The following is a 24,767-nucleotide window of genomic DNA, read 5'->3' as shown; positions in this document are numbered from 1 at the left end:
GCCCCTAGGCGCTCAGCCCGTCGTCTCGCCGGCCAGCGTCGTCGTTCCCACTGCCAGCGACGGCGACCGCTTCGTTCATGGCGTCTGCGAGCTGCTCGAGCGAGTTCTGATACACGGAGGCAAGGAAGGCAACGACTGTGTCCGCGGGGGTCGAGGTGAGCGAGTAGTGGCGGAAACGGCCGTCGCGACGCTCGGTGATCAGGCCTGCAAGACGCAGGATGCGCAGGTGTGAGGAGACAGCCGTCCGGCCGACGCCGTCGAACCGAGCTGCGATCTCCCCCACGGTGAGCTCGCCGTGCTCGCCGATCAGGCCCAGGATGGCTCGGCGCGTCTGGTCAGCAAGTGCGGAGAAGGTGGCATCGCTGGCGGGATCAGTCATGTGCGCTCTTGTATCAGCTTGTCAACACTTGTTCACATATCCTGCCACACCGAGGGCACGCTGTCGTTGGGTGCCGCCACGCAGCTAGATCGCCGACACGGTGCGTCCGAGCAGCTTGAACAGCGGCTCCTTGGTGGCTTCGAGTGCTGCGGCTACATCTTCATGGGAGATCTCGCCGTCGAACATGCCCGCGGCCATGTTGGCCACAACCGCTATCCCCGCATAGGGAATGCCGGCCTCGCGGGCCAGCGCCACTTCCGGGTAGCCCGTCATGCCCACGACGCTGCCGCCCATCTGGGCGTACATGCGGATCTCCGCCGGTGTTTCGAAGCGAGGCCCGTTCGTGCAGACATACGTGGCGGTCTGCGCCACGTCGATGTGCTCGGCATCTGCGGCCACCGCCAGCACGGCGCGCAGCCGCGGGTCGTAGGGCGTCGTCATGTCGGTGTGCACCACCTGGCCAGGCTGGTCGAAGAACGTGGCGGCGCGGCCCGTTGTGAACTCCAGGTAGTCGTCGAGCAGCAGGAACGAGCCGGTCCCCCGCTCGGGCACCATCGAGCCGACGACGTAGACGGCCAAGATCGCCGCCGCCCCCAGGTCCGCCATGGCGGCGATGTTCGCCCGGTAGTTGATCGCCGACGGCGGGATCGAATGGTCGCCCCCATGACGCGGCACGAAGACGATCCGCCGGCCGTGCCAGCGGCCGGTCATGGCGTGGGCCTCGCCCCAGTCGGTGCTCACCGTCAGGTGCTCGGCATCGGTGAAGCCGGGAAGCTCGTAGAAGCCGGTCCCTGCGATGATCCCGACCGGCGGCGGCTCGCCGGCCGTCGCGGCTGCGTCGCCGTTGTCACCCGTGTCGCTCATGTTCCCGACTCCCGTGCCAGTCGTTGCGCTCGATGCTGTACCTCGTAGCGCGCCCGTGCCTCGTCGACCGTCAGGCACACCCGGTCGGCCACGACTCGCTCGCCGCCCACCCAGACGTCGGTGACATGGCGGCTGCCCCCGGCCCAGGCCACATGGGCTATCAGCTCGGCCTGCGAGGTGACCGGCACGAAGGCCGCGTCGTCGATGTCGAGCCTGATCATGTCGGCCCAGCGGCCGGGCGCGAGCACCCCGGTGTGCAGGCCCAGCGCCTCCGCACCGTTGCAGGTCGCCATGGAGATCACCTGCTGCGCGCTCAGCACGGTGGGATCGAGCGAAGTCACCCGGGCCAGCAGCGAGGCGATCTTGATCTCCTCCCACATGTCGAGGTCGTCATTTGAGGCCGGCCCGTCGGTGGCCAACGACACGGTGATGCCGCGCTCGAGCATCTCGGGCACCCGGGCCACGCCGGATCCGAGCTTCATGTTGCTGACCGGGCAGTGCGCCACCGCGACGCCCGACGAGGCGTAGATGTCGAGGTCGGCATCGTCCAGCCAGACGCTGTGCGCAGCGAGCACACGCCCGTCGAGCACCCCCGCATCGGCCAGCAGTCGCGGCACGCTGGCCCCGCCGTGCGTGGCGGCGAGCGAATCGCCTTCGTCGGCAGTCTCCGCCACATGGATGTGCAGCAGTGCGTCCCGCTCACGCGCCGCTTCTGCGATCTCTGCGCAGGGTCCCACGCCGAGGTCGTACGCGGAGTGCGGAGCGAATCCGATGGTGACGAGGCCCGACGGATCATTCACCGCGTCGTGCACGGCGGCGACCTCGCCGACGCGATCGGCGACACTGCCCGTGTCATCCAGGTGCGCAACCGACAGCACCCCTGGGCACATGGTCAAGCGGATACCGGCGCTGCGTCCCGCATCGATCACGTCCTGCTCGAAGGCGTACATCTCGCAGGTCGTGGTGACGCCCGAGCGCAGCATCTCGACCGAGCCCAGCGTCATCCCCCACCACGCGTCGGTGGGACGCATACGGCCTTCACGGGGCCACATCACCTCGGCGAGCCACGCCATCAGCGGCAACCCGTCGCCGGCGCCGCGCACCAAGGTCATCGGCGTGTGCGCATGGGTGTTGACCAGGCCCGGCATCAGCAGGCCGCCCAGGCTGATCACCGGCGCATCGGTCGTCGAAGCGTCGGCGGCAGCTCCGACCCATGCGATGCGCCCATCCGCACCCACGTCAACTGCCCCGCGTTCGATCATCGCGAAGTCCTCGTCGCAGGTCAGCACGACATCGGCGAGGTAGCGAATCTCAACGGAGGCGGCATCTGTTCCGGTTGGCACAGCCTCATCTTCGCACCGACACCTGTCCTCCAGTCAACGCGCCCGCCCGTGACACAATCTGCGGCCGTGACCCTGTTCCTGCAGCGGGTCTTCGACTCGTTCGCCAACGGCTCCGCGTATGCAGCGCTGGCGGTGGCGATCTCGATGGTGTTCCGTTCGACCGGGGTGCTGAACCTTGCGCAGGGCCAGATGGCGATGTTCTCCGCGTACATCGCCGTGGTGTTCGCCGCGGGCGCCGACCCTTCGGTGGCGTTCTCGGGCTGGCTGACGCCATTCGCGACACCGTGGCCGATCTGGGCGGCAGTCGCGGGAGCCGTGGTCGTGTCGGCGGCCGTAGGCGCACTGCTGGAGTACACGGTCATCCGGCCGATGCGCGGCGATCCGGTGCCGACCATCGGCGCGACGCTCGGGCTCTACCTGCTGATCGGCGTCTTCGTCGTGAAGCACTTCGGCGGTCGCCAGAGGTTCCTCGGCTCGCCGTTCCCCCAGGAGCACAGCGACCGGTTCATCATCGGCGGTGCGCGGCTGTGGTTCGACACCATCGGGCTGACGCTCGTGATGCTGGCGGCGATCGGCTTGCTCGCGCTGGTCCAGCGCACGACCAAGGTCGGCCTTGCGTTCCGGGCGATCACCTCCAATCGCGACAGCTCGGCGCTCGTCGGCATACGGGTCGAATGGGTAGTGATGGGCGGATGGGCCGTTGCGGCCGCCCTCGGCGGGCTGGCCGGCGGCCTGATTGCCGGAGAGATCAACGTCCGCCCCGACATGATGGAACGCCTGCTCATCTTCGGCTTGGCAGCCGCCACGCTCGGAGGCCTGCGCAGCCCGGCGCTGGCGCTGGCCGGGGGCTACCTGTTCGCCTTCGCCGAGACGATGATGGCTGGTTACGTCGGTTTCATAGACAGCCAGGTGACGCTGGTGTGGGCACTCGGGATGCTGATCGTGGTGCTGTCGGTACGACCGTCCGGGCTGGTCTCGCGCAAGGCCGGCCGCCGGGCACTGCAGACATGACAGACGACCACTCAGCACCATGGCCTGCGCTGTTCACGGCTGCATCGCTCATGGTCATCGCCGTACTCGTCGTCGTGGTGCCGCTGCAGGCGTCGTCGACATTCGTCACCGACATCACTCAGCTCGCGGCGTTCTGCCTGGTGTTCGCCGGGCTCTGGCTGCTGACGCACCGCATGGGGCTGCTGTCGGTCGGCCATGGAGCACTGACCGGCGTCGGCGCATATGCCGCGCTGCACGCGGTGAACGACTTCGGCCTGCCACCGATGCTGATGCCGCTGGCCGGCTTTGCGGCGGGCTGCGCGGTCGGCGCGCTGCTGGGCGTGCCCGCCCTGCGCCTGCCGAAGGCCTATCTGGCATTGCTGACCCTGTCGGCGGCCGTGGCGTTCCCGATCGTGCTGCGTCAGCTCGACGGCCCGCTGCCGGTCACGCTCGACAGCGAGTTCATCCCACCGGCCTGGACGGGCATCGCAACCAACGATGAGCACATCTGGGAGTTCTGGATTGTGGTGGCGTGGGTGGCGGTCGCCTTCTGGCTGCTGCACGTGCTGCTGACCGGGCCGATCGGGCGCGCGCTGGTGGCGACCAGGGACGAATCGACCGCGGCGGCAGCCTTCGGCGTGTCGGTGTACCGGCTGCGCTTGGCCGGCGTGAGTCTCAGCAGCGGCCTCGCGGGCCTGGCCGGCGGTCTCATGCTGGTGCCGGTGAACTTCAATGACCAATCGCTGTACCCCGAGGAACTGTCCATCAAGCTGTTCGCATTGACGATTGCGTTCGGCAGCACAGCGATCGGGGGCAGCCGGCTCATCATGACCGTGCCGGCGGCAGCGGTGCTGGTGCTGCTGCCGGTGTGGCTGGTCGACCGGCCCGGCTGGGTGACTCAAGGCGGCTGGATCGGTTTCCTCAAGTCCGAGTTCTTCCTGTACGCGGTGCTGCTGCTGGTGGCCGCCTATGCGCGCAGCCGCCGGTCTCAAGCGGTTCGGGTCTACGACGCGTGAGCGCGGCCGAACGTTGGGACGCCAAGTACGCCGACTGGGACGAGCCGGGGACGCCCTCAGACTTCGTGATCGGACACGCTGAACTGCTGAGCGGCAGCTCGACGGCCGCGGACCTGGCCGGCGGCACGGGTGGCACGGCACTGTGGCTGGCAGCGCAGGGACTCGCGACGACGCTCGTCGACGTCTCGGGGCGGGCACTGGAGATCGCCCGCGTCGCAGCGGCCGAACGTGGCCTGCCGCTGCTGACGATGCAGGCCGATCTCGAGGCTGAGCCGCTTCCGACCGCCGCAGAGTTGGGCAGCGAGCGCGGCTGGGACGTGGTCGTGTGCGCCAACTTCCTGCACCGACCGCTGCTCGGGACCCTGCGGCACCTGCTCGCGCCCGGCGGCATCGCGTTCGCACAGATCGCCACCGTTCGCAATCTGCTGTACAACGAGCGCCCCGGTCGCCCCTACCTCGTCGAGGAGGGCGAGCTGCCCGAGCTGTGCCGCGGGCTCGAGACGGTCAGCTTCGATGAGGACTGGTTCGGCAGCCGCCACGAGGCGCGCCTGGTCGCGCGCCACGCAGGCTGAGCCGCCTCGGCCGTGGCTCAGCCCAGCAGCCAGTCCGCCGGGGTCACCGGCGCATCGGCGAACAGGCGCGCCTGGAAGCGGCGCATGCCAGACAGCCAACGGTCGATGTCCGACGCCTTGCGCTCGCGGTAGGTCTGCACCTCTGGGTGAGGCAGCACCAGGAAGCGCTCCTCGGCCATCGCCTCGATGACCGTGTCGGCCAATTGCGAGGGCTGCAGGACGCCGTCGCCTGCAGCGGCGCCCGGCGTGCCGCGGTCCTGGTCGCCATTGCCCGTGCGGTCGGGGCTGTTGGCCAGGATGTTGGTCTCCACAGCCTGCGGGCACAGCATCGACACCACGATGCCCTTGTCGCCGTAGGTGATCGCCAGGAATTCGCCCAGCGACACCGCCGCTGCCTTGGTGACCGCGTACTGCAACGAGCCGAGCTGGGTCAGCAGTCCCGCCGCCGAGGCGGTGTTCAACAGGTAGCCGCCGCCGCGCTCGACCATGACCGGTACTGCGGCGCGTGCCGCATACACGTGGGACATCACGTGCACTTCCCACATGCGCTGGATCTCGTCGTTCGCGATCTCCAGACCGCCCTGGGTCACATAGCCGGCGTTGGAGACGAACACGTCGAGCGCGCCGTGTTCATTGACCGTGTCAGTCACGACTGCCTTGATGGCGTCCTCGTCGGTGACGTCGAGCCCGACGGCCGTACCGCCCACCCGGTCAGCTACGGCCTGCGCGCCGGCCTCGTCGCGGTCGACAACCACCAGCGCCCGCGCCCCTTCAGCCTTGAATCGCTCGATGAGCGCTTCCCCGATTCCGCTCGCACCGCCAGTGACGACGGCGACCTTGCCCGCAAGTTCCATGGCCCGGCAGCGTAATCTCGCGGCTCGGACTCGACGCTGGCATGGAGGTCCGATGGCGGCACCGTTGGACGATGTGAAGGTGATCGAGGTGGACAGCTGGATGGCCACGCCCTCCGCTGGCGCGATCCTGGCCGACCTCGGCGCCAATGTCATCAAGGTGGAACCGCTCGACGGCGACCCGATGCGCGGCTACAGCCGTCCGGCGAAGCTGCCGCCGGAGATCAAGGACTACGACTTCCAGTTCGATGTGGACAACCGCGGCAAGCGCTCCATCGCCGTGGACCTGGGCTCACCGCAGGGCCGGCAAGTGGTCCACCGGCTCGTCGCGGGCGCAGACGTGTTCATGTGCAACCTGCTCGTCCACCGCCAGGAGCGATTCGGCCTCGACTCGGCCACGGTGACGGCGGTCAACCCGCGCATCGTGCACGCCACGCTGACCGGCTACGGCACCACCGGTCCCGAGGCCTGGCGTCCCGGCTACGACGTGACCGCATTCTTCGGCCGTTCGGGCATCTACGACGCCATGCGGGAAGGACCCGACGGCGCAGTGCCGATGGCGCGCCCCGCCCAGGGCGACCACACCACGGGCCTGGCGCTGGTGGGCGCTGTGCTGGCGGCCCTGCGGCTGGCCGAACGCACTGGCGAGGCCCAGGTCGTGGAAACCTCGCTGTACGAGACGGCGGTGTGGACCCAGGCGTCCGACTACGCCATCACCGCCGTCGACAGGGCACCGCTGCGCCAGCGGGCCCGCGAGAACATGATCGTGCCCACGGCCAACCGCTATCCCTGCGGCGACGGCAAGTGGCTGGTGCTCAACATGCCCCAGGAGAGCGCATGGCCCCTGCTGTGCCGGATCATCGAGCGGCTCGATTGGCTCGATGACGAGCGCTTTGCCGACATCCGCGGCCGGTTCGCCCACATGCCCGAGATCGTGGCCGGCATCGACGAGGCGCTCGCTCACCGCACCCGTGACGAGTGGGGCGAGATCTTCGATGCCGAGGGAATCATCTGGGGCCCAGTACTGGGCCTGCACGAAGTTGCCGACGACGCCCAAGCCGAGGCACTCGGCCTGTTCCCCACGCTCGACAGCCCCGATATCGGTCCGTATCGCAGCGTCGGCATCCCGATGCGATTCGCCAACGCCGAGGTCGGTCCCCGCGGACCGTCGCCGAAACTGGGCGAGGGCACACGTGACGTCTTGGCCGCCGCCGGCATGTCAGAAGCCGAGATCGACAGATTGATCGCCGACGACGCCGTGCGCGAGGCACAAGAGCGCCGCGTCTAAGTTCGCTTTCACAGACCTACCACCGAGGAGGTGCCCGGCATGCGACACGTCTTGATCGTGGCCAACCAAACCCTCGTCGGCGGCCACCTGCACGAGCGCGTGGAGCACATCCTGGCCGTCGATCCTGAGACCCGGTTCCACATCGTCGTGCCCGCGACCGGTGCGAACGGTCCTGATCCCGCGAGAGCGCTGGCCGGTGCACGCCGCCGCCTCAGCCAGGCGTTCGAGGCGCTCGACGACATCGGTGCCCGCGTCACCGGCGAGGTCGGCCCCGCGCATCCGGTCGTGGCGGTCAACCTGGCCATTGATCGGCTGAATCCCGACCTGATCGTCTTGAGCACGCTGCCCGCCGGCGCCAGCAGATGGCTGCATCTCGACCTGCCGCACCGGCTGCAGCGGCGCTTCGGCGTTCCCGTCGAGCACGTCTCGGCGGAGACGCAGACCGTCGATCGCGCAGGCACCTTCGAACCGCCGGTCGTCCACGCTCCTGACGACACGGTTCATGTGCTGCTGGCCGAGGAGAATCAGCACGACGTCGACGTGATCACCATGGCGCTCGCCGAGGCCGGCACGCGCAACCAGCTGCGTGTGGCACATGACGGTGCGAACGCTCTGGCGTTCATGCGTGCGGTAGGTCCGTCGGAGATCGATCTCGTTCTGTTCGACCTCAAGCTGCCGGTGGTCAGCGGGTTCGACCTGCTCGCCGAGACGCGTGCCGCCGACGAATTCGACAAGGTGATGATGGTTGCGCTCACCACCGACGAGGCCGCCGACGACCGCGCCCGCGCGTATGACCTCGGCGCGGATGCGTTCGTGATGAAGCGGCCCGACTACAGCCAGATGGCTCACGTCATCGACGACCTGCTGGCCGAGGTCGCCGGGTAGACAACCGGCCGGACACGTGCGCCCGCCGTGGAGGCGGCAGGACCCTCTGCTCCCGCGATCCAGCAGGTCGCAACGTCGCAGAGTTTCCCGCCGCCTCCACGGCTACGGCATATGTGTCTGACGGGCGGCATTCATGCCGCCGGGGAAGCCGATCTCGGCTGGCGCCTCGACTTGGCTCTGCAGCACCCACCCGAGCAGGCCGTGCCGGTCGCTGATGGCCGTGTGAGTGCCGGCCAGCCCTCGGGGTGCCACGACGGTGGCCGCATCGAAATAGAACCACTCCCCCGCTGGCACTCGCAGCAGTTGCAGCGTTACGTCAGTGTTGATGTAGGCGCCGCCGGAAGGCGAGAAGTCCCAGCCCACCGCCGCGCCGAGATCGGCCAGCGTCGCAACCCGAGCCAGCGGTGACGTCTCCTCACCGGCCACGAGCGGATAGTCCAATCGCAGCCATGTGCGGCCGGGGCCCGGCTCCTCCGTCGAGCCGTCGACGAAGCGAAAATCCACCGCATCGGCGTTGAAGCCGGGACGCGGGTAATCGATATCGGGATTCGCGCCGGGATCGGCCCGCTCGACGGGGATCGGCGGCAGCGATTGCCCGTCACTCCCAGGCTCGACCGCCGGGATTGTCGGCGTCAGCCATTGCGAGGTCGCACGGGCCACCAGGCGACCTCTGTTCGATTGGCCCGGTACCGGGATCTCCGATGGAGCGGCGCGCACCTCGGCGTCGACCAGCGCAGTTCGCTTGCCAGCCTTGACGGTGGTTGCGGTGATCTCGTAGCTCGCCATCGGCATCCCCGAGAGGATCTCCACCGTCAACCGGCTGCACACCTGAGCGATGCCTGCCCGTCGCTGCTCGCGCTCGACCGCCCAGCCCAGCAGTCCGCAGATGGCGCCGCCGTGCATCACCTGGTGAGCCCATGGGCCGCGCGTCAGCTCGGTCGCGCGCACGCCGCCGGGTTCTGAGACGAACAAGGCGGACGGCATCAGCGCCGACGGCAGCGATGCCGCGTCAGGGGAATCCGAATTGGCGCCGCTCGGCCCGGATTCGATGTTCACCACGGCGACAAGCTAGGTGGCAGGATGTTGGATCGCCGGTTTGCTGAGCCGGATCGCATGAGGGGGATGGGTGTCGTGACCGATACCGCGGCGGCGGCGCCGCCGGCACCACCAGTCGCCCGCGAGATCAAATGGTGGGCGCGGCTGCATCCCATCGGCTGGCTGGCAGCGTCCACGATCGTGATCGCAGTTGTCGCCCGGCTGTTCACCGACACCGAATACTGGATCGGCAACCTGGTCTGGTGGAACTGGCTGGTGCTCGCCGGCGCCATTGCCATGGGGCTCTGGCACGACGGGCTGGACCGGCTCCGCCGGGGCGTGGAGTCCATTGCCACGTTCAGCCTGACGGTGGCGTGGATCCTGGCGTGGGTGGTTTTCCTGCTGCAGCTTTTCAACGTCATCACCCGCTACGGCAATGACCTGGTCGAAGCCGACATCCTCTTCGGCGAGACCACCAGCCTGGCGTGGCAGTCGTTCGGACTGATGTTCCTCATTGCCATCAACTTCGGCGTGCGCGAGGGCGTCAACCCGCGCATCGACTTCTGGTGGGCCAACTTCAGCGTCCGACGCAAGGCTTGGCTCGATTTCGTCATTCACTCAGCCCTGCTGCTGCCGTTCATCGTGATGGCCATACGGATTCTCAAGGGCTATGCGGCCACATCGCTGGGACGTCGGCACAACGGGGAGTGGCCCAGCGGCTGGAGGGTCTGGGAGACCTGGGAGGAGGCCGTCGATGCCGGCGGATTGCCCGTCGGCCCGATCAAGGTGATGATCCTCATTGCCTTCATCCTGTTCGGCCTGCAGATCCTGGCCGAGGTCATCAAGACCGGCTTCGCGATGATCGGCGATGAACGCAGGGGCGACATCGTCCAGCACGATTCGCCGCTGCGGGTCGAGTAGCAACCTGATGAGCCACCTGCTCGCCATCTTCGGCATGGACACCGGCGTCTTTCTGGCGCTGACGATGTTCGTCGTCTTCATGCTCATGATCCTCACCGGCTACAACGTGGCCTTCTCGTTCGCCGCGACTGCGCTGGCGTTCGCGTTCATCGGCGACCTCACCGGCTCGTTCAACGCCGCCACGCTGAACACGCTGCCGGCGCGCTGGTTCGTGGCCATCAGCGACCCGGTGCTGCTCGCCGTGCCGCTCTTCGTGCTCATGGGTGCGATCCTGGAGCGATCAGGCATGGCCGAGCGGCTGCTGAACGCCGTGGGCATGTTGATGGGCGCACTGCGCGGCGGCGTGGCCGCCGCGGTGGTGCTGGTAGGCACGCTGCTGGCGGCTGCCACTGGCGTGGTGGCGGCCACCGTCATCGTGATGGGCCTGCTGTCGCTTCCCGCGATGGTGCGGCTCGGCTACGACAACAAGCTCTCGACGGGCGCCATCACCGCTTCGGGCACGCTCGCGCAGCTGCTGCCGCCCAGCATCGTGCTGATCCTGCTGGCCCAGCAGATGGGTGTCGGCATCTTGGGCCTGTTCGCCGGCGCCCTGCTGCCCGGTCTGATGCTCAGCGGCCTGTACGTGGCCTACGTGCTGGCCGTCTCGTGGTGGAAGCCCGACATGGGTCCGGCGATGCCGCTGGAGGAACGGAAGCTGGAGGGCAACCCGTCGGTCCAGACCAAGCTGCTCATCGCCGCGCTGCTGGGCTTCATGGTCGGCTGCGTGATGCTGCTGGCCAACGTGCGCATCGCATTGATCGCCGCCGTGCTGGTGCTGATCGCGAGCTTCGCAATCATGTTCTTCACCCGGATGCTGGCGTGCGAGGTGCTCATCGCGATCGTGCCGATCGTGGTGCTCATCCTGGGCGTGCTGGTGTCGATCTTCCAGGGGATCGCCACGCCGTCAGAATCGGGCGCAGTCGGCGTGTTCGGCGCGCTGGCACTCACGGGCTTGAACTGGCTGTTCGACCGCCTGCTCATGCGCGAGGGCGCCACCCACATCACGCCCCAGTGGCGACTCAGCCGCGCTGCGGCGGTGCAGGCAGGCAAGTCGACGGCCAGCGTGGTGGTGCTGGTCATGACGCTGCTGTTCAGCTCCACCTTCTTCAGCGCCATGTTCTTCCAGCTCGGCGGCTCCGATCAGACCTCGGAATGGCTCACCTCTATCGGCGGCGGGAAGCTGGGCTTCGTCCTCGTCGCAATGGTGGCGGTGTTCCTGCTGGGCATCAACCTGGAGTTCCTCGAGATCACCTTCATCGTCGTGCCCATCTTCGTGCCGGCCATGGAGGTGCTCGGCTTCACACAGGACGAGAAGGTCTGGTTCGCCGTGATGATGGCTGTGAACCTGAACATGGCGTTCATCTCGCCGCCGGTCGGTTTCTCGCTCTTCTACTTGCAGAGCGTGGCGCCGCCCGAAGTGCGCACTGCGGAGATCCACAAGGGCGCCATCCCGTTCATGGGACTCCAGTCGATTGCGCTGGTCATCCTCGGCGTGTTTCCGGGCATCGTGTACACGTCGCTCGAGCTATTCAGCGGCTGAATCGGCCCCGTCGGGGGCGTCCTAGGTGCGTGCTAATTTCGCGCCACGTAGTTGGCGCGACTTGCGCGCATACGGGGAGGCACTACCCATGACTATGCACGACGAGGCCAGTCCGGAGACTGCCCTCGATGATGGCATCGAGGACGCCGGCTTTGACCGGCGATCGTTCCTCAAAGCAGGCATTGGCGTAGCAGGCTTCGCCGCAGCCGCGACACTGCTGAATGCCTGCACATCGGACGGTGACGGCGACACTGCGGCGACCACCTCTGAGGGTCCCGCGGGGACCGATGCGCCGGCGACGTCGGTCGCGCTCACCCAGGACGGACCTGAGATCGAGTGGGAGATGGCGACGAGCTGGCCTGCGGCGCTGGTCACCCTGTTCGGCTCAGCGAATTTCTTCGCCGAGCAGGTGAGCCGGCTCACCGGCGGCAAGTTCAAGATCAACCCTCGACCGGCAGGCGAGATCGTCGGCGGTCTTGAGGTGCTGCCGACGGTGCGCGATGTGGGCGTGCAGGCCGGTCACACGGCCTCGTACTACTACGTGGGTCTCAGCCCGGTGCAGCAGTTCGGCACCGCTGTCCCGTTCGGCCTGACCCAGCGCCAGCAGAATGCCTGGCTGTACAAGGGCGGCGGCCTCGAGATGCTCAACGAGTTCTACGCCGAGGAGCACGGCGTGATCGCGTTCCCAGCCGGCGGCACCGGCTGCCAGATGGGCGGCTGGTTCACCAAGGAGCTCAACTCGGTGAGCGACCTGCAGGGCTTGAAGATGCGCATCCCCGGCCTCGCCGGGCGCGTGCTCGAGAGCCTGGGTGGCGAGCAGGTCACCCTGGCCGGCGGCGAGATCCTGCCCGCGATCCAGCAGGGCGCGATCGACGGCGCCGAGTTCGTGGGGCCCACCGACGACCTGATCCTGGGTCTGGACCAGTTCGCCGGCGATCTGTTCTATTACCACCCCGGCTGGTGGGAGCCAGGCACGGCGGTGGAGGTGCAGTTCCCGCTGTCGCTCTGGAATGACCTGCCTGCCGAATACCAGGCGGCCATCGAGATTGCGGCGGCGTCGGCCAACATCAACACGATTGCCGACTACGACGTGCGCAATCAGGCTGACCTGCAGCGGGTCAAGGAATTCGCCAGCATCCGGCAGTTCCCGGATGAGCTGATGGCGGCGTTCAAGGAAGAGACCGAGAACGTGCTGGATGCCGTGGCGGCTGACGATGCCCGCTTCGCGGCCATCCTGGCGCCGTGGCGCCAGTTCCGCGATGGCATCGCAGAATGGCACGGCCTGGCAGAGCGTTCCTTCCTAGATCAGCAGACGCAGATCTAGTCCCAGGACTGGCGCTGATGGCCGGCGTCAGGACCTGGCACCCATAGCCGGCAACCGGCGCCGTGGTGTCGCGCCTGTGACGCGCTGCCTTCGTCGGGAGCGGATCGGCTCCACCTAGCCTGCCGCTGTGCATCCCTTCAGATTCGGCGTCCAGTACGGCAAGCCGGAGAGCCCTGCGGCGTTCCGCGAGATGGCGCGCAAGGTCGAGGGCTTGGGCTACTCATCCCTGTTCTGCCACGACCACTTCTGGGACAGCTGGTCGCCGATCGTGCATCCTGCTGTTGCTGCGGAGATCACGACGACGCTGCGGGTCGGGACGCTGGTGTATGCGGCCGATTACCGGCACCCCGCGGTGCTGGCCAAGGATTTCGCCACGCTTGACCTGCTGGCGGAGGGCCGGACCGAGTTCGGCATCGGCGCCGGCTGGCTGACCGAAGACTACGAACAGGCGGGCATACCGCTGGATCGGCCCGGCGTGCGCATCGACCGCATGATCGAGGCGCTGGAGGTCATCAAGGGGCTCTGGCGCGGCGAACCGCTCGACTACGACGGCGAGCACTACCAGATCTCCGGCATGGTCGGGCGGCCGCTGCCGCATACGCCAGGCGGACCGCCGGTCATCATCGGCGGCGGTGGCAAGCGTGTGCTGACCGAGGCAGCACGCTTGGCTGACATCATCAGCCTGAACCCGAATCTGCGATCGGGCACCGTGGGACCGGATGCGGCGCGCAGTTCGGTCGCGGCAAAGTTCGCAGAGCGGCGTCAGTGGATCGCCGATGCCGCTGGTGAACGGTTCGCAGAGATCGAGATCCAGCTGAACACATTCATGGCACTGGTGTCCGACGATGCCGACAGCGTCCTCGAGGCGTTCGCCCCCGGTTTCGGGCTGACGCTCGAAGAGGCTCGGGAGGTGCCGCTGGTGCTTGCCGGCACGGTGGATGACATCTGCGAGCAGTTGCACCATCACCGTGAGACCTACGGCGCCAGCTACATCATCGTTCACGACCCCGAAGTCGATGCGATGGCGCCGGTCGTGGCGCGGCTGGCCGGTACCTGAGCCGCTCAGCCGCCCGATCGCACCGCTGACTTCTCGTCAACTCTGAGCGACGACGCCTGCTGGCGCGGCCACGACGTCGCCGGCATTCGAAGGAGCCCGTACAGGACATCGCGGCGCTTCTCCGACCCGGTTCACGGCCCGCTTCGCGTCGCCACATTTGGGTCACATTCGGTTCTTACGTTGCTCCCCAAGTCAGAACCTCACGAAAGGAGAATGACATGGGGTTCACGAATTCAAGAGCAAAGAAGTGGCTTGCCGGAGCACTGGCCGGAGTCACGCTGTCGGCGGCCGCGCTGGGCGGGTTCGCCGTGGGCGCAGGCGCCGGGGACGGACCCGAGAACGCCGAGCGGCCGGCGGGCCAGGTGATCGGCGACCGAGGCGGCGGCGAGAACGGTGGCGAGAACGGTGGCGAGTCCGGCGGCGAGCGCGGCGGCGAGGTGACCGAGGCCGGCGGCGAAGGCGGGGGCGACACCGCAGCGGCGCTCACTCCCGACCAGACCTACGACGTGACCCGCAACGGCGCACGGCTCAGGCTGGCCTACGACCCCGCCACGAACACGTTCAACGGCACGGTGACCAACACCACCAACAGCGTGCTGACCCGAGCCCGGGTGGAGATCCACCTCTCCAACGGCACCGAGCTCGGCCCCACCACGCCGACCAACCTGGCACCCGGTCAGACCATCACCATCAGGCTGCCCGCTACCCAGGCGCCGTTCGCCACCTGGAGCCCCCACGCCGAGGTCGGCAACGCCGAAGCCGGCGAGAGCGGCACCGGCGGCGGCGAGGGCGCCGAGCGAGCAGGCGGCCACGCCGAAGGCAACGAAGGAGGTGCCAGCTGATCTCGTAGAGCCACAGCTGCCCCGCCCAGACGGCAGGTGACCCCCTCCCATCACCGCACCGCACCAAGGGGCAGTACACAGGGCGATCCCCCGGCACCCGACAGCAACCCGCCGTCAGGGCCGGGGGATCCGCCGCGCAATGGCACAAGACTCCCGTGCGCCGACTGATGAGAACGCTCGGCGTCCGCGGGCCCCAACATCATGGCCGTCACACCCCTGACGTAAGTTCGCTGTGGTGCAGCATCTCTGGTTCCGGCTCGTCGGCTTCGGCGCACCGGCCTGTGACGAACTTGAGGCCTTCGTCCGTGATGCCAAGGCCGATGATCCCTTTGCGCCCGTCACCGTGTTGGTGCACAACAACTACGAGGGGGTGGCGCTTCGCCGCGAGCTTGTGAAGCGACGTGCGAAGCGTCAAGAAGCCTCGGAGACCCAGCGGGGGCTCATCGCCGTGAGCTTCTGGACCCTGCGGGACCTGGCCGACGAACTGATGTCCGTCAACCTGCGTAACCAGGAACTCCGACCGGTGAACGATCTGGTCGTCGCTGCCGCGATCCGGCAGGAGTTGGCCGATGATCCCGGCCTGTTCGCTGCAGTCGCCGATCATTCATCCACGGAAGCATCTCTGGCGCGTGCGTACGCAGAGCTCCGGATGCTCCGCAACGATCAGAGACGACGGCTTGCCGGGTCCGAAGTCGCACGGACGTGCGAGGTGGTCGCCATCGCCGATCGCGTTTGGAGGCGCCTGCAACGTCAGCGCTACTACGACGCCAGCGCTCTCATGGAACGGGCAGCCGACCATCTGCGGCATCTCGACGAAGAGGCGACGGCACGTCTCAACACTCGGCTTGGCCGCACGGCATTGCACTTGCCGCGCACCTTGGCGCCAGTCGAAGTGCGCTTGGTGCGCGAGCTGGCTGCCGCGCACGAGACCGTCGTGCATCTCGGCGTCACAGGGAATCGCGACGCAGATCGCCCCGCGCACGAGACGTGCACGGCCCTGAGCAGGCCTCGACGCCCAGAGGTGGCGGACGCGCCAGCGAGCGGCGCAGGCGAATCCGTCGAATTCGCCGATGATCTCTTCGCCGACATCGAGGGCGATGAAGCCACGGCAGATGCAGTCATCAGCGTGACCGATCCCGACGACGAAGTGCGCGCCGTCGTGCGCGCCCTGCTCGAGGATCTTGACGCTGGAGTGGCGGCCAGCGACATTGCCGTCCTCATTCCGGCGCGCGAGCCCTACGCGCGCGCACTCACTGAGCAACTCGACGCCGTCGGCATCGCTTGGAACGGCGATGCTGCCAGAACGCTCGCCGAGTCACTCGTGGGGCGATTCGTCCTCAGCCTGATGCGACTCGTCGTCGATCAGCGGATGCGGCGTGTTGACGTGATGGCCCTGCTAGCAGAGGTGCCCGTATGGGTGTCGTTCGAAACTGCCGACGGCACACGAGCGCGTGCACCCGCACCCGCTGCGGCGTGGGAACGCTTGGCCCGCGCGGCCAAGGTGGTCGAGACCGGTGACTGGGTGACTGCTGGCGGCGCGGGCTCGCCAGAGCTCGATGCGTCAACTCGGCTTGGCCGGTTCGCGCAATCGCTCGATGCGCAGATCAACGCGGAGGAAGCGGACCCAGAGGCCAGTGAGGCTCGACTCGCCCGTCTTCGAGCCGACCGTCGACGCTGCAGCGACCTTGCCGTGTTCGTCTCCGAATTGTCCTCGCGCCTTGGCGCAACGGCGGCGGCGCGCACGTGGGACGCACTGTCGGCGTGGCTGCGCGCGCAAGTGAGGTACTACCTAGGACGCACCACCGACGACGACTGGACTCCGGGTCTCGAACCGACGCGCAGCGGCCACCCACCCGATTCTGACGATTGCGCATCTGCTGGCACGGCCGACACGCAGTGGAGCACAGAACGCTCAGCCGCCCAGCGCATCGACACCCTGCTCGAAGGCCTGAGCTCGCTCGGCGAGATTGAGTCCGCGGCGGATGCCTCCCTCATGCTGCGGACGTTGCAGGCTCAACTGGCTGCGCCGCACGGCCGCAAGGGCGTCGTCGGTGCTGGCGTTTTCGTCGGCAGCTTCAGCGGCCATGCCCGCGTGCCGCGGCAGCGGCTGTACATGCTCGGCCTGGCCGAGGGCATCTACCCCTCCCGCCAGCACCCCGACAGCCTCATCGGAGACGCAGACCGCCACCAGGGCGCACTGACCAGCCGCTCCGAGCGCACCGACGTCCAGCATCGTGACCTGCTGACTGCATTGGCGTGCTGCCCGGAGGGCAGCACGATCACAGTTCCGCGCGGCGACCTGCGTCGCAACGCCGAGAATGTTCCCTCCCGCTGGCTGTTGCCCACAGCACAGCGTCTCGCAGCGGAGGCATCGCATCCCAGTGACGATTTCGCCGGGGGTTTCCTCGACGCGAGCAATCTGACAGCTGCGGCGGCATCGGGAACGGTGCCCGGCCTGCGGGTCAGCCATTCGTTCACCAGCGGGCTGTTGGGTGCGCGCTTCCCGGCCAGCGACGCCGAGTACGAGAGCAAGGCGCTGCACCTCACCGCTCAGCGACGCGGTGAACTGAACCGGCACTGGCTGTTCTCCGACACCGCCGAACCCGCCTTCGCACGTGGCATCGCGCTGTGGCGAGGACGTCGAAGCGGCCGCTTCACCCGTTTCGACGGCAATCTCAGCCAGGTCGTCGAAGCCCACGACAGTCTCGCCGAGGTCCTGTCGGCGAGTCGTCTCGAGGCATGGGCTGCCTGCCCCCGCAAGTACCTGTTCTCGTACCTGCTCGGTATTGACGAAGTCGTCGAACCCGAGTCGATCGTGCGCCTCAGCCCCATCGATCGTGGTCAGCTCATCCACGAATCCCTTGATGCGTTGCTGCGAGAGCTGATCGAAGAGGCTCGCACGGTGAGCGAACTCCCCGGCATCGGCCGCAGCTACAGCCAGGGTGATCGTGACCGCTTGCGTCAGATCGGAGAAGCCAAGGCGGCACAGCTTGAGGCCGTCGGCACCACGGGCTACCCGTTGCTGTGGAGCTTCGACCGAGAGACCCTGCTGGCCGATCTCGTCGAAGTGCTCGAGCGCGACGAGCAGCGGCTCACAGACCGTCATGCCGCCGCGCCGGGCAAAGTCGTCGCTTCCGAGCACCGCTTCGGCTTGGTCCCGATGACCGATGGCGATGTCGAGGCCGCGGTCGTGCCGTTCGAGGCAGAACCAGGTCGTCAGCTGCTCCTCCGAGGAGCGATCGACCGAGTGGAGCGACTCGGCGGCCCGGACGAGGACCACTCGTCGGCCAACGGTGGGCGACTGGTGGTGATCGACTACAAGTCCGGTTCGGCATTTCCCTACTTGGGCATTCGCAGACCGTCCGAACGGGCCCGCCGACCTGACGACCCCACCCTGCGTGGCACGAAGCTGCAACTCGGGGTGTACGCGCTCGCAGCGGCGCATCACTTCGCGCCCGGTTTCCGGGTGGTCGATGCAGTCGCGCAAGCTGCGTACTGGTTTGTCTCGGCGCGCGCCGATTGGACTTGGGTCACTCGCAACATGGACGACGCCTATTTCGCGCGATTCACAGACGTCGTGCGCTCGATCACCGACGGCATCGCCGCAGGCGTCTTCGTCGGCTACGTGCGAGCGGGGGACGATCGAGCTGGCTTCACGCCATGTCCTTACTGCGATCCAGACGGGATCGGCACAGCCGAGGTCCTGCGACAGTGGAAGCGAAAGCGCCTCGCTCCCGAACTGAGCGGTTTTGCCCACCTAGTCGAGGGCCCGATCGAAGAGGTTGCGTGATGCTGGCTGACCAGGCTGAACGCGATCTGATCGCGTCGGAGGCAGATCGGCTGCTGTTCGTCGAAGCGGGGGCAGGCACCGGGAAGACCACAGTGCTCGTGGAACGGATCGTGTCGATGGTGACCGGCATCGGCGGCTTCGAACCGGTGCCGATGCCGGCTATTGCTGCGATCACGTTCACCGAGAAGGCGGCGGCAGAACTCCGCAACCGCGTGCGCACAGAACTCAACAAGGCGTTGCAAACGGCCTCGGAGCGCGAGCGCGAGCTCGTGCAGGTTGCGCTCGGCGAACTTGACGGTGCTGCAGTGTCGACACTGCACGGATTCGCCCGCCGCATCCTGGCCGAATATCCCATCGAGGCGGGGTTGCCGCCGTCGTTCGACACGCTCGACGAGATCGCTTCCGACGTGGCGTTCGACGAACGCTGGGAGGCATTCCTGTCCGAGCTGCTGTCTGACGAGTCGATGCGCTGGCCGATCGGCATGCTCGACGCGGTTGGCGTGAGCACCGACCACTTGCGAGACCTCGCCCGAGCACTCAACGACAACTCTGACCGGCTCGAGTGGCCGGCTCATGCCGCAGCGATGCTGCCGCTCAAGACCACGGAAATCGAGAGCACCGCAGCCGACCTGCTGCAACGCCGCCGTGAGTGCGCCAACCCTGCCGAGTGCAAGCTCTACGCCTCATTCCCTCGCGTCAGCATGCTCATGGAGCGCCTCGCGAATGCCCGCAATAGCCGTGAGCGACTGCGAGCGCTGTTGTCCGCAGGTATCCCCAGGGTGGGCAACAAGGGTCGCCAGCGCGACTGGCCTGATGTCTCCGAAGTGAGGGATGCATTTGACGAACTGCGCTTGCTCGTCGCCGGATCGGTGTCCTCGGTGGTGACCGAGGCATTGGCACAGGTCTGCGAACGCCTGCGCTCTTTCACCGTCGACGGCACCATGCATCGTCGCCTGGCAGGCGGCCTGGAGTTTCATGATCTGCTGACCCGGGCGCGGTGGCTGCTGCGCGACAGCCCCACGGCGCTGCGCGTCCGCACCGCGCTGTCGCAGCAATACCAGCGCCTGCTGATCGACGAGTTCCAAGACACCGATCCGATCCAGATCGAACTGGCGTGCTTGATCGCATTCCCCGACGGCCTCGACGCACCGTCGGCGGAGCCTGAGCGACTCTTCTTCGTCGGCGATCCGAAGCAGTCCATCTACCGATTCCGGCGGGCCGACATCGCTCTGTACATGCAGGCGCAACAGCGCCTCGGCCAAGAGCTCGGATCGGTGGTCTCGCTCACGACGAACTTCCGCACACTGCCCGAAGTCATCACATGGATCAACGATGTGTTCTCGCAACTCATCAGCGAGGTGCCAGCCGTTCAGCCTCCCTACCGCGCGTTGGCTGCGGGCCGGCAGCCGTCCACGCCGCAGACTCGCGCGCCGGGCGCGTCTCGGGTAACCGTGCTGGGACTCCCCGCACACCCAGCCGAGGCCCACATCGAGGACATTCGCGAGGCCGAGTCCGAGGACGTGGCCGGTGCCATCACCACGATCATTCAGGAGAAGTGGACCGTCATCGATCCCGACACCGGCACTGAGCGCTGTGCACAGCCCAGCGACATCGCCGTGCTGATTCCCAAGCGGACAGGGCTGCCGCAACTCGAAGATGCGCTCTCCGAAGCAGGCGTCTCGTACCGGCTCGAAGCGGCGTCGTTCGTGTGGCGGACCCAGATGGTGCGCGATCTGATGATGTGCCTGAGGGCAGTGGCTGACCCTACTGATGCACTCGCCGTTGCGACCGCACTGCGCACTCCGGTTTATGGGTGTGGCGACGACGACCTCTTCCTCCACCGGGTTTCGGGTCACGGTTCGTGGAACTACACCGATCCTCACCTCGCGGAGAGTGCCAGAACACCGGTCACCGAGGCGTTGGCGCACTTGCGCTCACTGCACTTGCGACACACAGTTCTCGGACCCGCCGAGCTGATTGATTCGCTGGTGAGCGAGCGCCGCCTGTACGAGCAGGTGGCCGCCCGGCCGCGGCCACGCGATGCCTGGCGCCAGATTCGCTACATCGTCGACCAAGCGCGGGCATGGTCAGACAGCCAGCACGGCGGCCTGCGCGGCTTCCTGGCTTGGGCCACGGGACAGGCATCGGAGAACTCACGCATCACCGAATCCATCCTGCCCGAATCCGATGACGATGCCGTGCGCGTGATGACAGTTCACGCCGCCAAAGGTCTGGAATTCCCGATTGTCATCGTGGCCGGACTGCAGGACAAGCCCCGCAAGCGCGGCGGTGTGCAGGTGATCTTCGGCAGCGACGACGCACAGCCCGAGATCCGCGTACGCGGCGACGTGGAGTCGCACGACTTCTGGGAGCGCAACGAAGCCGAGATCGTCGCTCTCCACTACGAGCGATTGCGCTTGCTCTACGTGGCCTGCACCCGTGCGCGCGACCATCTGATCGTCTCGGTGCACCGCAAGCCGCGGCCCCGCACGACGGGCGGCGAGCACAATCTCGAGAGCGGCCAACTGCTGGCCGTCGCCGCGAACCGGCTCGTTACGTCCGATTCCTCACAGCCGCTGCGCGGCGAGACGTGGCGTGCACGGGACTTCCGGCCGCCCGGGGCGCGACCCGACACGCCAGTCGCCGACCATGCGCACGACGACGGCCCCCTGGCTGCAGGGGATCATCGCGAAGCGACGCCGTCTGTCGCCACGGCCGATGCTGCGCCGGATGATCTCTTCAGCAGTCGCGAGGAATGGCTGCAACGGCACGCCGCAGCCGTCCACGCGAGCCGCAGACCGGCCTACCTCAGTGCCTCTGCGCTCGCCAAGCAGCACGCTGTCGGGGCAGTCGGCGCCCGCGGCGGCGACAGCGACGAGTCCGCCTTCCCCTCAGCACTCGACGCAGCCGGGCTGTCAAAGGACGACGGCAGCGCCGACATCGGACTCGCAGCAGGAAGCCCGTCTGGCATGCACGGTGATACGGCGAATGGGGCGCCGCCGATGCGCCACGGTCGCTACGGCACGGCGCTGGGCAGCGCCGTGCATTCGGTGCTGCAGAGCATCGATATTGCCGATCCAACAACGCATGGCCGCGAAGCGCTGCGAGCGCTTGCGAACATCTGCGCACGCGACCACGGCGCCTCCGGGCGTGAGCGCGAGGTGTTGCGACGGGTGGAGTCCGCGCTCACGAGCCGCACGGTGAAAGACGCTGCGCTCGGACGTTTCTGGCAAGAAGTGTTCGTGACTGCGCCACTCAACGACGCACTCGTGCTCGAAGGCTTCATCGACTTGCTGTACGAGACACCCGAAGGCCGTCTGGTGGTCGTCGATTTCAAGACCGACGCCATTGCTGACAGCGATTCCGTCGAGCAGAAAACCGCCTACTACCGATTGCAAGGCGCCACCTACGCCTGGTGCGCACAGCAGGCCACCGGCATGGCGGTGGAGCGAATCGTGTTCCAGTTCTTGACCCGCGACGCTGCAACCGAAGGTGTCATCGAGGGCGCTGATCTCGCCCGAGCGCTTGACGAGGTGCCCTCAGCCGCTCAGAGGGCGCGGGGTGGGGGCTGGTAGCCGCCGGTGAGTTCGCCGATGCGGCGGGCCAGCGTCATGGTGGTGCGGTCACCGCCGTATGGGCCGACCACTTGGAAGCCGACCGGCAGGCCCTGGGACGTGAGGCCCAGCGGCGGCACGGTTGCAGGCAGGTAGGACATGCCGGTCAGGATCGTCCAGCGGGTCATCTCGATGTACGGCCGCTCGACGCCATTTGCCGGGATGCGGCGCTCGGCGAAGGTGCCCTCCTGCATGTGATCGAAGGGCGGGTGGAAGCTGACCGGCATGAGGATCGCGTCGTAGCGGGTGAAGAAATCGGCCCACTTGCGGCGGCACTCCTCGCGCGTCATGTGGTGTTCCAGCCACTCCCGATGACCGGGTCCCTCGCCACGACCCGCCAGCGTCATGGCGGCTCGCACCAGCCACAGCCCGGTCTCCCATGCAGGCAACGGATCGATATCCGGCCGGGCCTCGTGGTCGACGCTCGCGCCGCTCGCCTCGAGTGAAGCGACGGCTGCATTCATGACCTCGAGCACGTCGCCGTCCACCGGGCAATACGGATCGTCGAGCCACGCAGCCACGCGCAGGCCGTTCACATCACCCGGTGCCGGCGGCAGCTGCGGCAACCACGGCGCTTCGCGCCGCAGCAGCACATCGAACAGCAGCTCCAGGTCGTCGCAGCTGCGGGTCAGCGGGCCGAACACATTGATGTCCGGCTCGGTCGTGCCGCCACGGACGTGATCCAGGTAGCCCGTCGTCGGGATCACACCGAAGCTCGGCTTGTGGCCCCAGATGCCGTTGTACGAGGCCGGAAAGCGGATCGAGCCGCCGATGTCCGTGCCGATCTCGAAACCGGTGAAGCCCATGGCGGTTGCGGCTGCGGCACCGCCCGAGGAACCGCCGGGCACCTTGGTCAGGTTCCACGGGTTGCTGGTGGTTCCGAACAGGTCATTGAAGGACTGGTTGTCGGCCGACCAGCGAGGCAGGTTGGTCTTGCCGATCACGATCGCCCCGGCAGCACGGCAGGCAGCGACGACGGCTGCATCGGTGTCAGGAACGTTGTCGGCCAGCTCCCGCGCCCCGCCGGTCGAGCGGATGCCCGCCGTCATCAGGGCGTCCTTCGCTGTGAACGGCACACCGTGCAGGGGCCCGAGCGGCTCGCCGCCGGCCTGCGCGGCATCGGCTGCGCCGGCCCGCTCGAGTGCCGCCTCGAAGTCCCGGGTGACGACTGAGTTGATCTCGCCGTCGAGCCGTTCGATGCGCTCGATGACGTGCGCCGTCAGTTCCCGGCTCGACAACTCGCCCGCAGCGATGGCCGCCGCCTGTTCGGTTGCGCTCAGCAGTCCCAGATCATGTGCCATGCGCTCATTCCAGCAGTTCTCACCGTCACGAACCGGCGGGCGCAGTGATCTGCCGGTAGGCATCGATGACCGACGCCAGCTCGGCGGGTGTTGCGCCGTGCATGAGCACGGCATCGCAGCCGAGGTCGATCTGGCGCTTGACGGCCGCGGCGCATTCGGCAGGAGTGCCCGCACCCATCGGGGCCAGCCACTCATCGGGAAGCAGCGTGCCGATGTGCTCGAGCTCGCCGACTGTGGCCGTGCCGTCGATCGGTGCCAGGAACTTGGCCACCACCTCGTCAGCGCGGAACCGCGCCAGCACCTCGGGGTCCCAGCGATTGACGCCCACCAGCACGTCGCCGTAATACTGCAGGTAGGTGGCGAGGCGTCCCACCGTCTTGCGCAGCCCCAGCTCAGCCGGCACCTCGTCGCTCACCACGACAAAGCAGGACCACACCGCCGCGTCGCCCGGATCGCGTCCTGCCTGCTCGGCAGCCGTCTTGACTGCATCCACCGATCGCACCACCGTCTCGTCGGAATAGAACGGGTGCAGGATCACGTCGTCGAAACAGCGACCGCCGAGCGCCAACGTCCGGGGACCCATCGCACCGAGCGCCATCGGCAAGTGCTCATCGAGCGTCATGTCGAGGAGCAGGATCGGAACGCGTCCGGTCGGACCGTCGAAGTCCGAGATGATCTCGCCCCGGAACAGCCGGCGCATGATCAGGGTGAACTCCTCCAGCTCGGCCGTGGTGACGGGCTTGAGGCCCATGATCTCCTGCGCCACGGCGACACCGCGCCCGAATCCCATCGTGAATCGCCCGCCGGCCAGGCTCTGCACGGTCAGCGCGAGACCGGCAGTCAGCGTCGGGTGGCGGGTATTGATGTTCGTCACTCCCAGCGTGATGCCGATGGAGCTCGTGACCGCGGCGGCAGCGCCGCAGATGGCGCCGGCTTCCTTGCGGTTCGGCCGTTCCCCGAGAAACGCCCGGCCGAGCCCCATTGCTTCGGCTGCTTGAACCTCGGTGAGGGCATCTGAGGAGTCGTCGGCATCGCCAGGCAGCATGTAGAAGCCCAGCTCCGGGAATTCCTGTTTGGCGGATGTGTCCTGAGGCATCCGGTCACACTAGGACCGGC

Annotated in this window: 19 protein-coding genes; 12 read left to right on the top strand and 7 right to left on the bottom strand. The window is 67.5% G+C overall.

The genetic code is table 11. From position 1 onward, the window contains the following. Positions 1 to 4: 4 nt before the first annotated feature. The 3 genes from ACOGI5_RS07885 to ACOGI5_RS07875 form a co-directional block, all read right to left on the bottom strand. Positions 5 to 379, bottom strand: a complete 375-nt coding sequence (locus tag ACOGI5_RS07885) for an ArsR/SmtB family transcription factor (RefSeq protein WP_419863876.1) — start codon at positions 377 to 379, stop codon at positions 5 to 7. 84 nt (positions 380 to 463) lie between these two features. Further along, positions 464 to 1,243: an MTAP family purine nucleoside phosphorylase gene (locus tag ACOGI5_RS07880; RefSeq protein WP_419863875.1), complete on the bottom strand. Its 780-nt coding sequence runs from the start codon at positions 1,241 to 1,243 to the stop codon at positions 464 to 466. Next, positions 1,240 to 2,586, bottom strand: a complete 1,347-nt coding sequence (locus tag ACOGI5_RS07875; protein ID WP_419863874.1) for an amidohydrolase family protein — start codon at positions 2,584 to 2,586, stop codon at positions 1,240 to 1,242. The genes ACOGI5_RS07880 and ACOGI5_RS07875 overlap by 4 nt, the downstream gene beginning before the upstream one ends. A gap of 66 nt (positions 2,587 to 2,652) precedes the next feature. Here ACOGI5_RS07875 and ACOGI5_RS07870 point away from each other — a divergent pair, with 66 nt between their 5' ends. The 3 genes from ACOGI5_RS07870 to ACOGI5_RS07860 are packed head-to-tail and all read left to right on the top strand — an operon-like array spanning position 2,653 to position 5,164. Continuing rightward, positions 2,653 to 3,597: a branched-chain amino acid ABC transporter permease gene (locus ACOGI5_RS07870; protein WP_419863873.1), complete on the top strand. Its 945-nt coding sequence runs from the start codon at positions 2,653 to 2,655 to the stop codon at positions 3,595 to 3,597. Further along, positions 3,594 to 4,592, top strand: a complete 999-nt coding sequence (locus ACOGI5_RS07865) for a branched-chain amino acid ABC transporter permease (RefSeq protein WP_419863872.1) — start codon at positions 3,594 to 3,596, stop codon at positions 4,590 to 4,592. Before ACOGI5_RS07870 ends, ACOGI5_RS07865 begins: the two co-directional genes overlap by 4 nt. Next, positions 4,589 to 5,164, top strand: coding sequence for a class I SAM-dependent methyltransferase (locus ACOGI5_RS07860; protein WP_419863871.1), 576 nt, complete (start codon positions 4,589 to 4,591; stop codon positions 5,162 to 5,164). Before ACOGI5_RS07865 ends, ACOGI5_RS07860 begins: the two co-directional genes overlap by 4 nt. Positions 5,165 to 5,181: 17 nt before the next feature. Here the strand turns inward: ACOGI5_RS07860 and ACOGI5_RS07855 are convergent, their stop codons facing one another. Next, positions 5,182 to 6,018, bottom strand: coding sequence for an SDR family oxidoreductase (locus ACOGI5_RS07855; RefSeq protein ID WP_419863870.1), 837 nt, complete (start codon positions 6,016 to 6,018; stop codon positions 5,182 to 5,184). A 52-nt stretch (positions 6,019 to 6,070) separates the two neighbouring features. On the opposite strand from ACOGI5_RS07855, the gene ACOGI5_RS07850 reads away from it, so the two are divergent. Beyond that, positions 6,071 to 7,303, top strand: coding sequence for a CaiB/BaiF CoA transferase family protein (locus ACOGI5_RS07850; protein WP_419863869.1), 1,233 nt, complete (start codon positions 6,071 to 6,073; stop codon positions 7,301 to 7,303). Positions 7,304 to 7,342: 39 nt separating this feature from the next. After that, positions 7,343 to 8,188, top strand: coding sequence for a response regulator (locus ACOGI5_RS07845; RefSeq protein ID WP_419863868.1), 846 nt, complete (start codon positions 7,343 to 7,345; stop codon positions 8,186 to 8,188). Between the two features lie 102 nt (positions 8,189 to 8,290). Here the strand turns inward: ACOGI5_RS07845 and ACOGI5_RS07840 are convergent, their stop codons facing one another. Then, the gene (locus ACOGI5_RS07840) at positions 8,291 to 9,247 is read right to left on the bottom strand and encodes a thioesterase family protein (protein ID WP_419863867.1); all 957 of its coding nucleotides are present in this window, start codon (positions 9,245 to 9,247) and stop codon (positions 8,291 to 8,293) included. A 72-nt stretch (positions 9,248 to 9,319) separates the two neighbouring features. Here ACOGI5_RS07840 and ACOGI5_RS07835 point away from each other — a divergent pair, with 72 nt between their 5' ends. From ACOGI5_RS07835 to ACOGI5_RS07805, 7 genes are all read left to right on the top strand, one after another. Next, the gene (locus ACOGI5_RS07835; protein WP_419863866.1) at positions 9,320 to 10,144 is read left to right on the top strand and encodes a TRAP transporter small permease subunit; all 825 of its coding nucleotides are present in this window, start codon (positions 9,320 to 9,322) and stop codon (positions 10,142 to 10,144) included. Between the two features lie 7 nt (positions 10,145 to 10,151). Beyond that, positions 10,152 to 11,723 carry a TRAP transporter large permease gene (locus ACOGI5_RS07830; protein ID WP_419863865.1) on the top strand — a complete coding sequence of 524 codons (1,572 nt, stop codon included), beginning with the start codon at positions 10,152 to 10,154 and terminating at the stop codon, positions 11,721 to 11,723. Positions 11,724 to 11,811: 88 nt separating this feature from the next. Then, positions 11,812 to 13,047 carry a TRAP transporter substrate-binding protein gene (locus ACOGI5_RS07825; RefSeq protein ID WP_419863864.1) on the top strand — a complete coding sequence of 412 codons (1,236 nt, stop codon included), beginning with the start codon at positions 11,812 to 11,814 and terminating at the stop codon, positions 13,045 to 13,047. 127 nt (positions 13,048 to 13,174) lie between these two features. Beyond that, entirely contained in the window at positions 13,175 to 14,104 is a 930-nt protein-coding gene (locus ACOGI5_RS07820; RefSeq protein ID WP_419863863.1) for a TIGR03621 family F420-dependent LLM class oxidoreductase, read from the top strand. A 218-nt stretch (positions 14,105 to 14,322) separates the two neighbouring features. After that, a complete protein-coding gene (locus tag ACOGI5_RS07815) occupies positions 14,323 to 14,946 on the top strand; it encodes an FxLYD domain-containing protein (protein WP_419863862.1) in 624 nt (207 codons plus the stop codon). Between the two features lie 235 nt (positions 14,947 to 15,181). Beyond that, positions 15,182 to 18,736 carry a PD-(D/E)XK nuclease family protein gene (locus ACOGI5_RS07810; RefSeq protein WP_419863861.1) on the top strand — a complete coding sequence of 1,185 codons (3,555 nt, stop codon included), beginning with the start codon at positions 15,182 to 15,184 and terminating at the stop codon, positions 18,734 to 18,736. Further along, positions 18,736 to 22,311 carry a UvrD-helicase domain-containing protein gene (locus ACOGI5_RS07805; protein ID WP_419863860.1) on the top strand — a complete coding sequence of 1,192 codons (3,576 nt, stop codon included), beginning with the start codon at positions 18,736 to 18,738 and terminating at the stop codon, positions 22,309 to 22,311. Before ACOGI5_RS07810 ends, ACOGI5_RS07805 begins: the two co-directional genes overlap by 1 nt. On the opposite strand, the gene ACOGI5_RS07800 is transcribed toward ACOGI5_RS07805, so the two are convergent. Next, positions 22,284 to 23,651, bottom strand: a complete 1,368-nt coding sequence (locus ACOGI5_RS07800; RefSeq protein WP_419863859.1) for an amidase family protein — start codon at positions 23,649 to 23,651, stop codon at positions 22,284 to 22,286. The genes ACOGI5_RS07805 and ACOGI5_RS07800 overlap by 28 nt on opposite strands. Before the next feature lie 25 nt (positions 23,652 to 23,676). Further along, positions 23,677 to 24,747 carry a TIGR03857 family LLM class F420-dependent oxidoreductase gene (locus tag ACOGI5_RS07795; RefSeq protein WP_419863858.1) on the bottom strand — a complete coding sequence of 357 codons (1,071 nt, stop codon included), beginning with the start codon at positions 24,745 to 24,747 and terminating at the stop codon, positions 23,677 to 23,679. Between the last annotated feature and the right edge of the window lie 20 nt (positions 24,748 to 24,767).

Source organism: Candidatus Poriferisodalis sp. (genome assembly GCF_965208925.1).
Classification (GTDB): Bacteria; Actinomycetota; Acidimicrobiia; order Acidimicrobiales; family Poriferisodalaceae; genus Poriferisodalis.
Note: the sequence above shows the minus strand (reverse complement) of the source record. Positions and strands in the feature narration are given on the sequence as shown.

Bases quoted from the DNA above. Each gene is read 5' to 3' on its own strand.
- ACOGI5_RS07885 (WP_419863876.1), bottom strand. From the start codon at position 379: ATGACTGATCCCGCCAGCGATGCCACCTTCTCCGCACTTGCTGACCAG.
- ACOGI5_RS07880 (WP_419863875.1), bottom strand. From the start codon at position 1,243: ATGAGCGACACGGGTGACAACGGCGACGCAGCCGCGACGGCCGGCGAG.
- ACOGI5_RS07865 (WP_419863872.1), top strand. From the start codon at position 3,594: ATGACAGACGACCACTCAGCACCATGGCCTGCGCTGTTCACGGCTGCA.
- ACOGI5_RS07855 (WP_419863870.1), bottom strand. From the start codon at position 6,018: ATGGAACTTGCGGGCAAGGTCGCCGTCGTCACTGGCGGTGCGAGCGGA.
- ACOGI5_RS07850 (WP_419863869.1), top strand. From the start codon at position 6,071: ATGGCGGCACCGTTGGACGATGTGAAGGTGATCGAGGTGGACAGCTGG.
- ACOGI5_RS07845 (WP_419863868.1), top strand. From the start codon at position 7,343: ATGCGACACGTCTTGATCGTGGCCAACCAAACCCTCGTCGGCGGCCAC.
- ACOGI5_RS07830 (WP_419863865.1), top strand. From the start codon at position 10,152: ATGAGCCACCTGCTCGCCATCTTCGGCATGGACACCGGCGTCTTTCTG.
- ACOGI5_RS07825 (WP_419863864.1), top strand. From the start codon at position 11,812: ATGACTATGCACGACGAGGCCAGTCCGGAGACTGCCCTCGATGATGGC.
- ACOGI5_RS07815 (WP_419863862.1), top strand. From the start codon at position 14,323: ATGGGGTTCACGAATTCAAGAGCAAAGAAGTGGCTTGCCGGAGCACTG.
- ACOGI5_RS07805 (WP_419863860.1), top strand. From the start codon at position 18,736: ATGCTGGCTGACCAGGCTGAACGCGATCTGATCGCGTCGGAGGCAGAT.
- ACOGI5_RS07800 (WP_419863859.1), bottom strand. From the start codon at position 23,651: ATGGCACATGATCTGGGACTGCTGAGCGCAACCGAACAGGCGGCGGCC.
- ACOGI5_RS07795 (WP_419863858.1), bottom strand. From the start codon at position 24,747: ATGCCTCAGGACACATCCGCCAAACAGGAATTCCCGGAGCTGGGCTTC.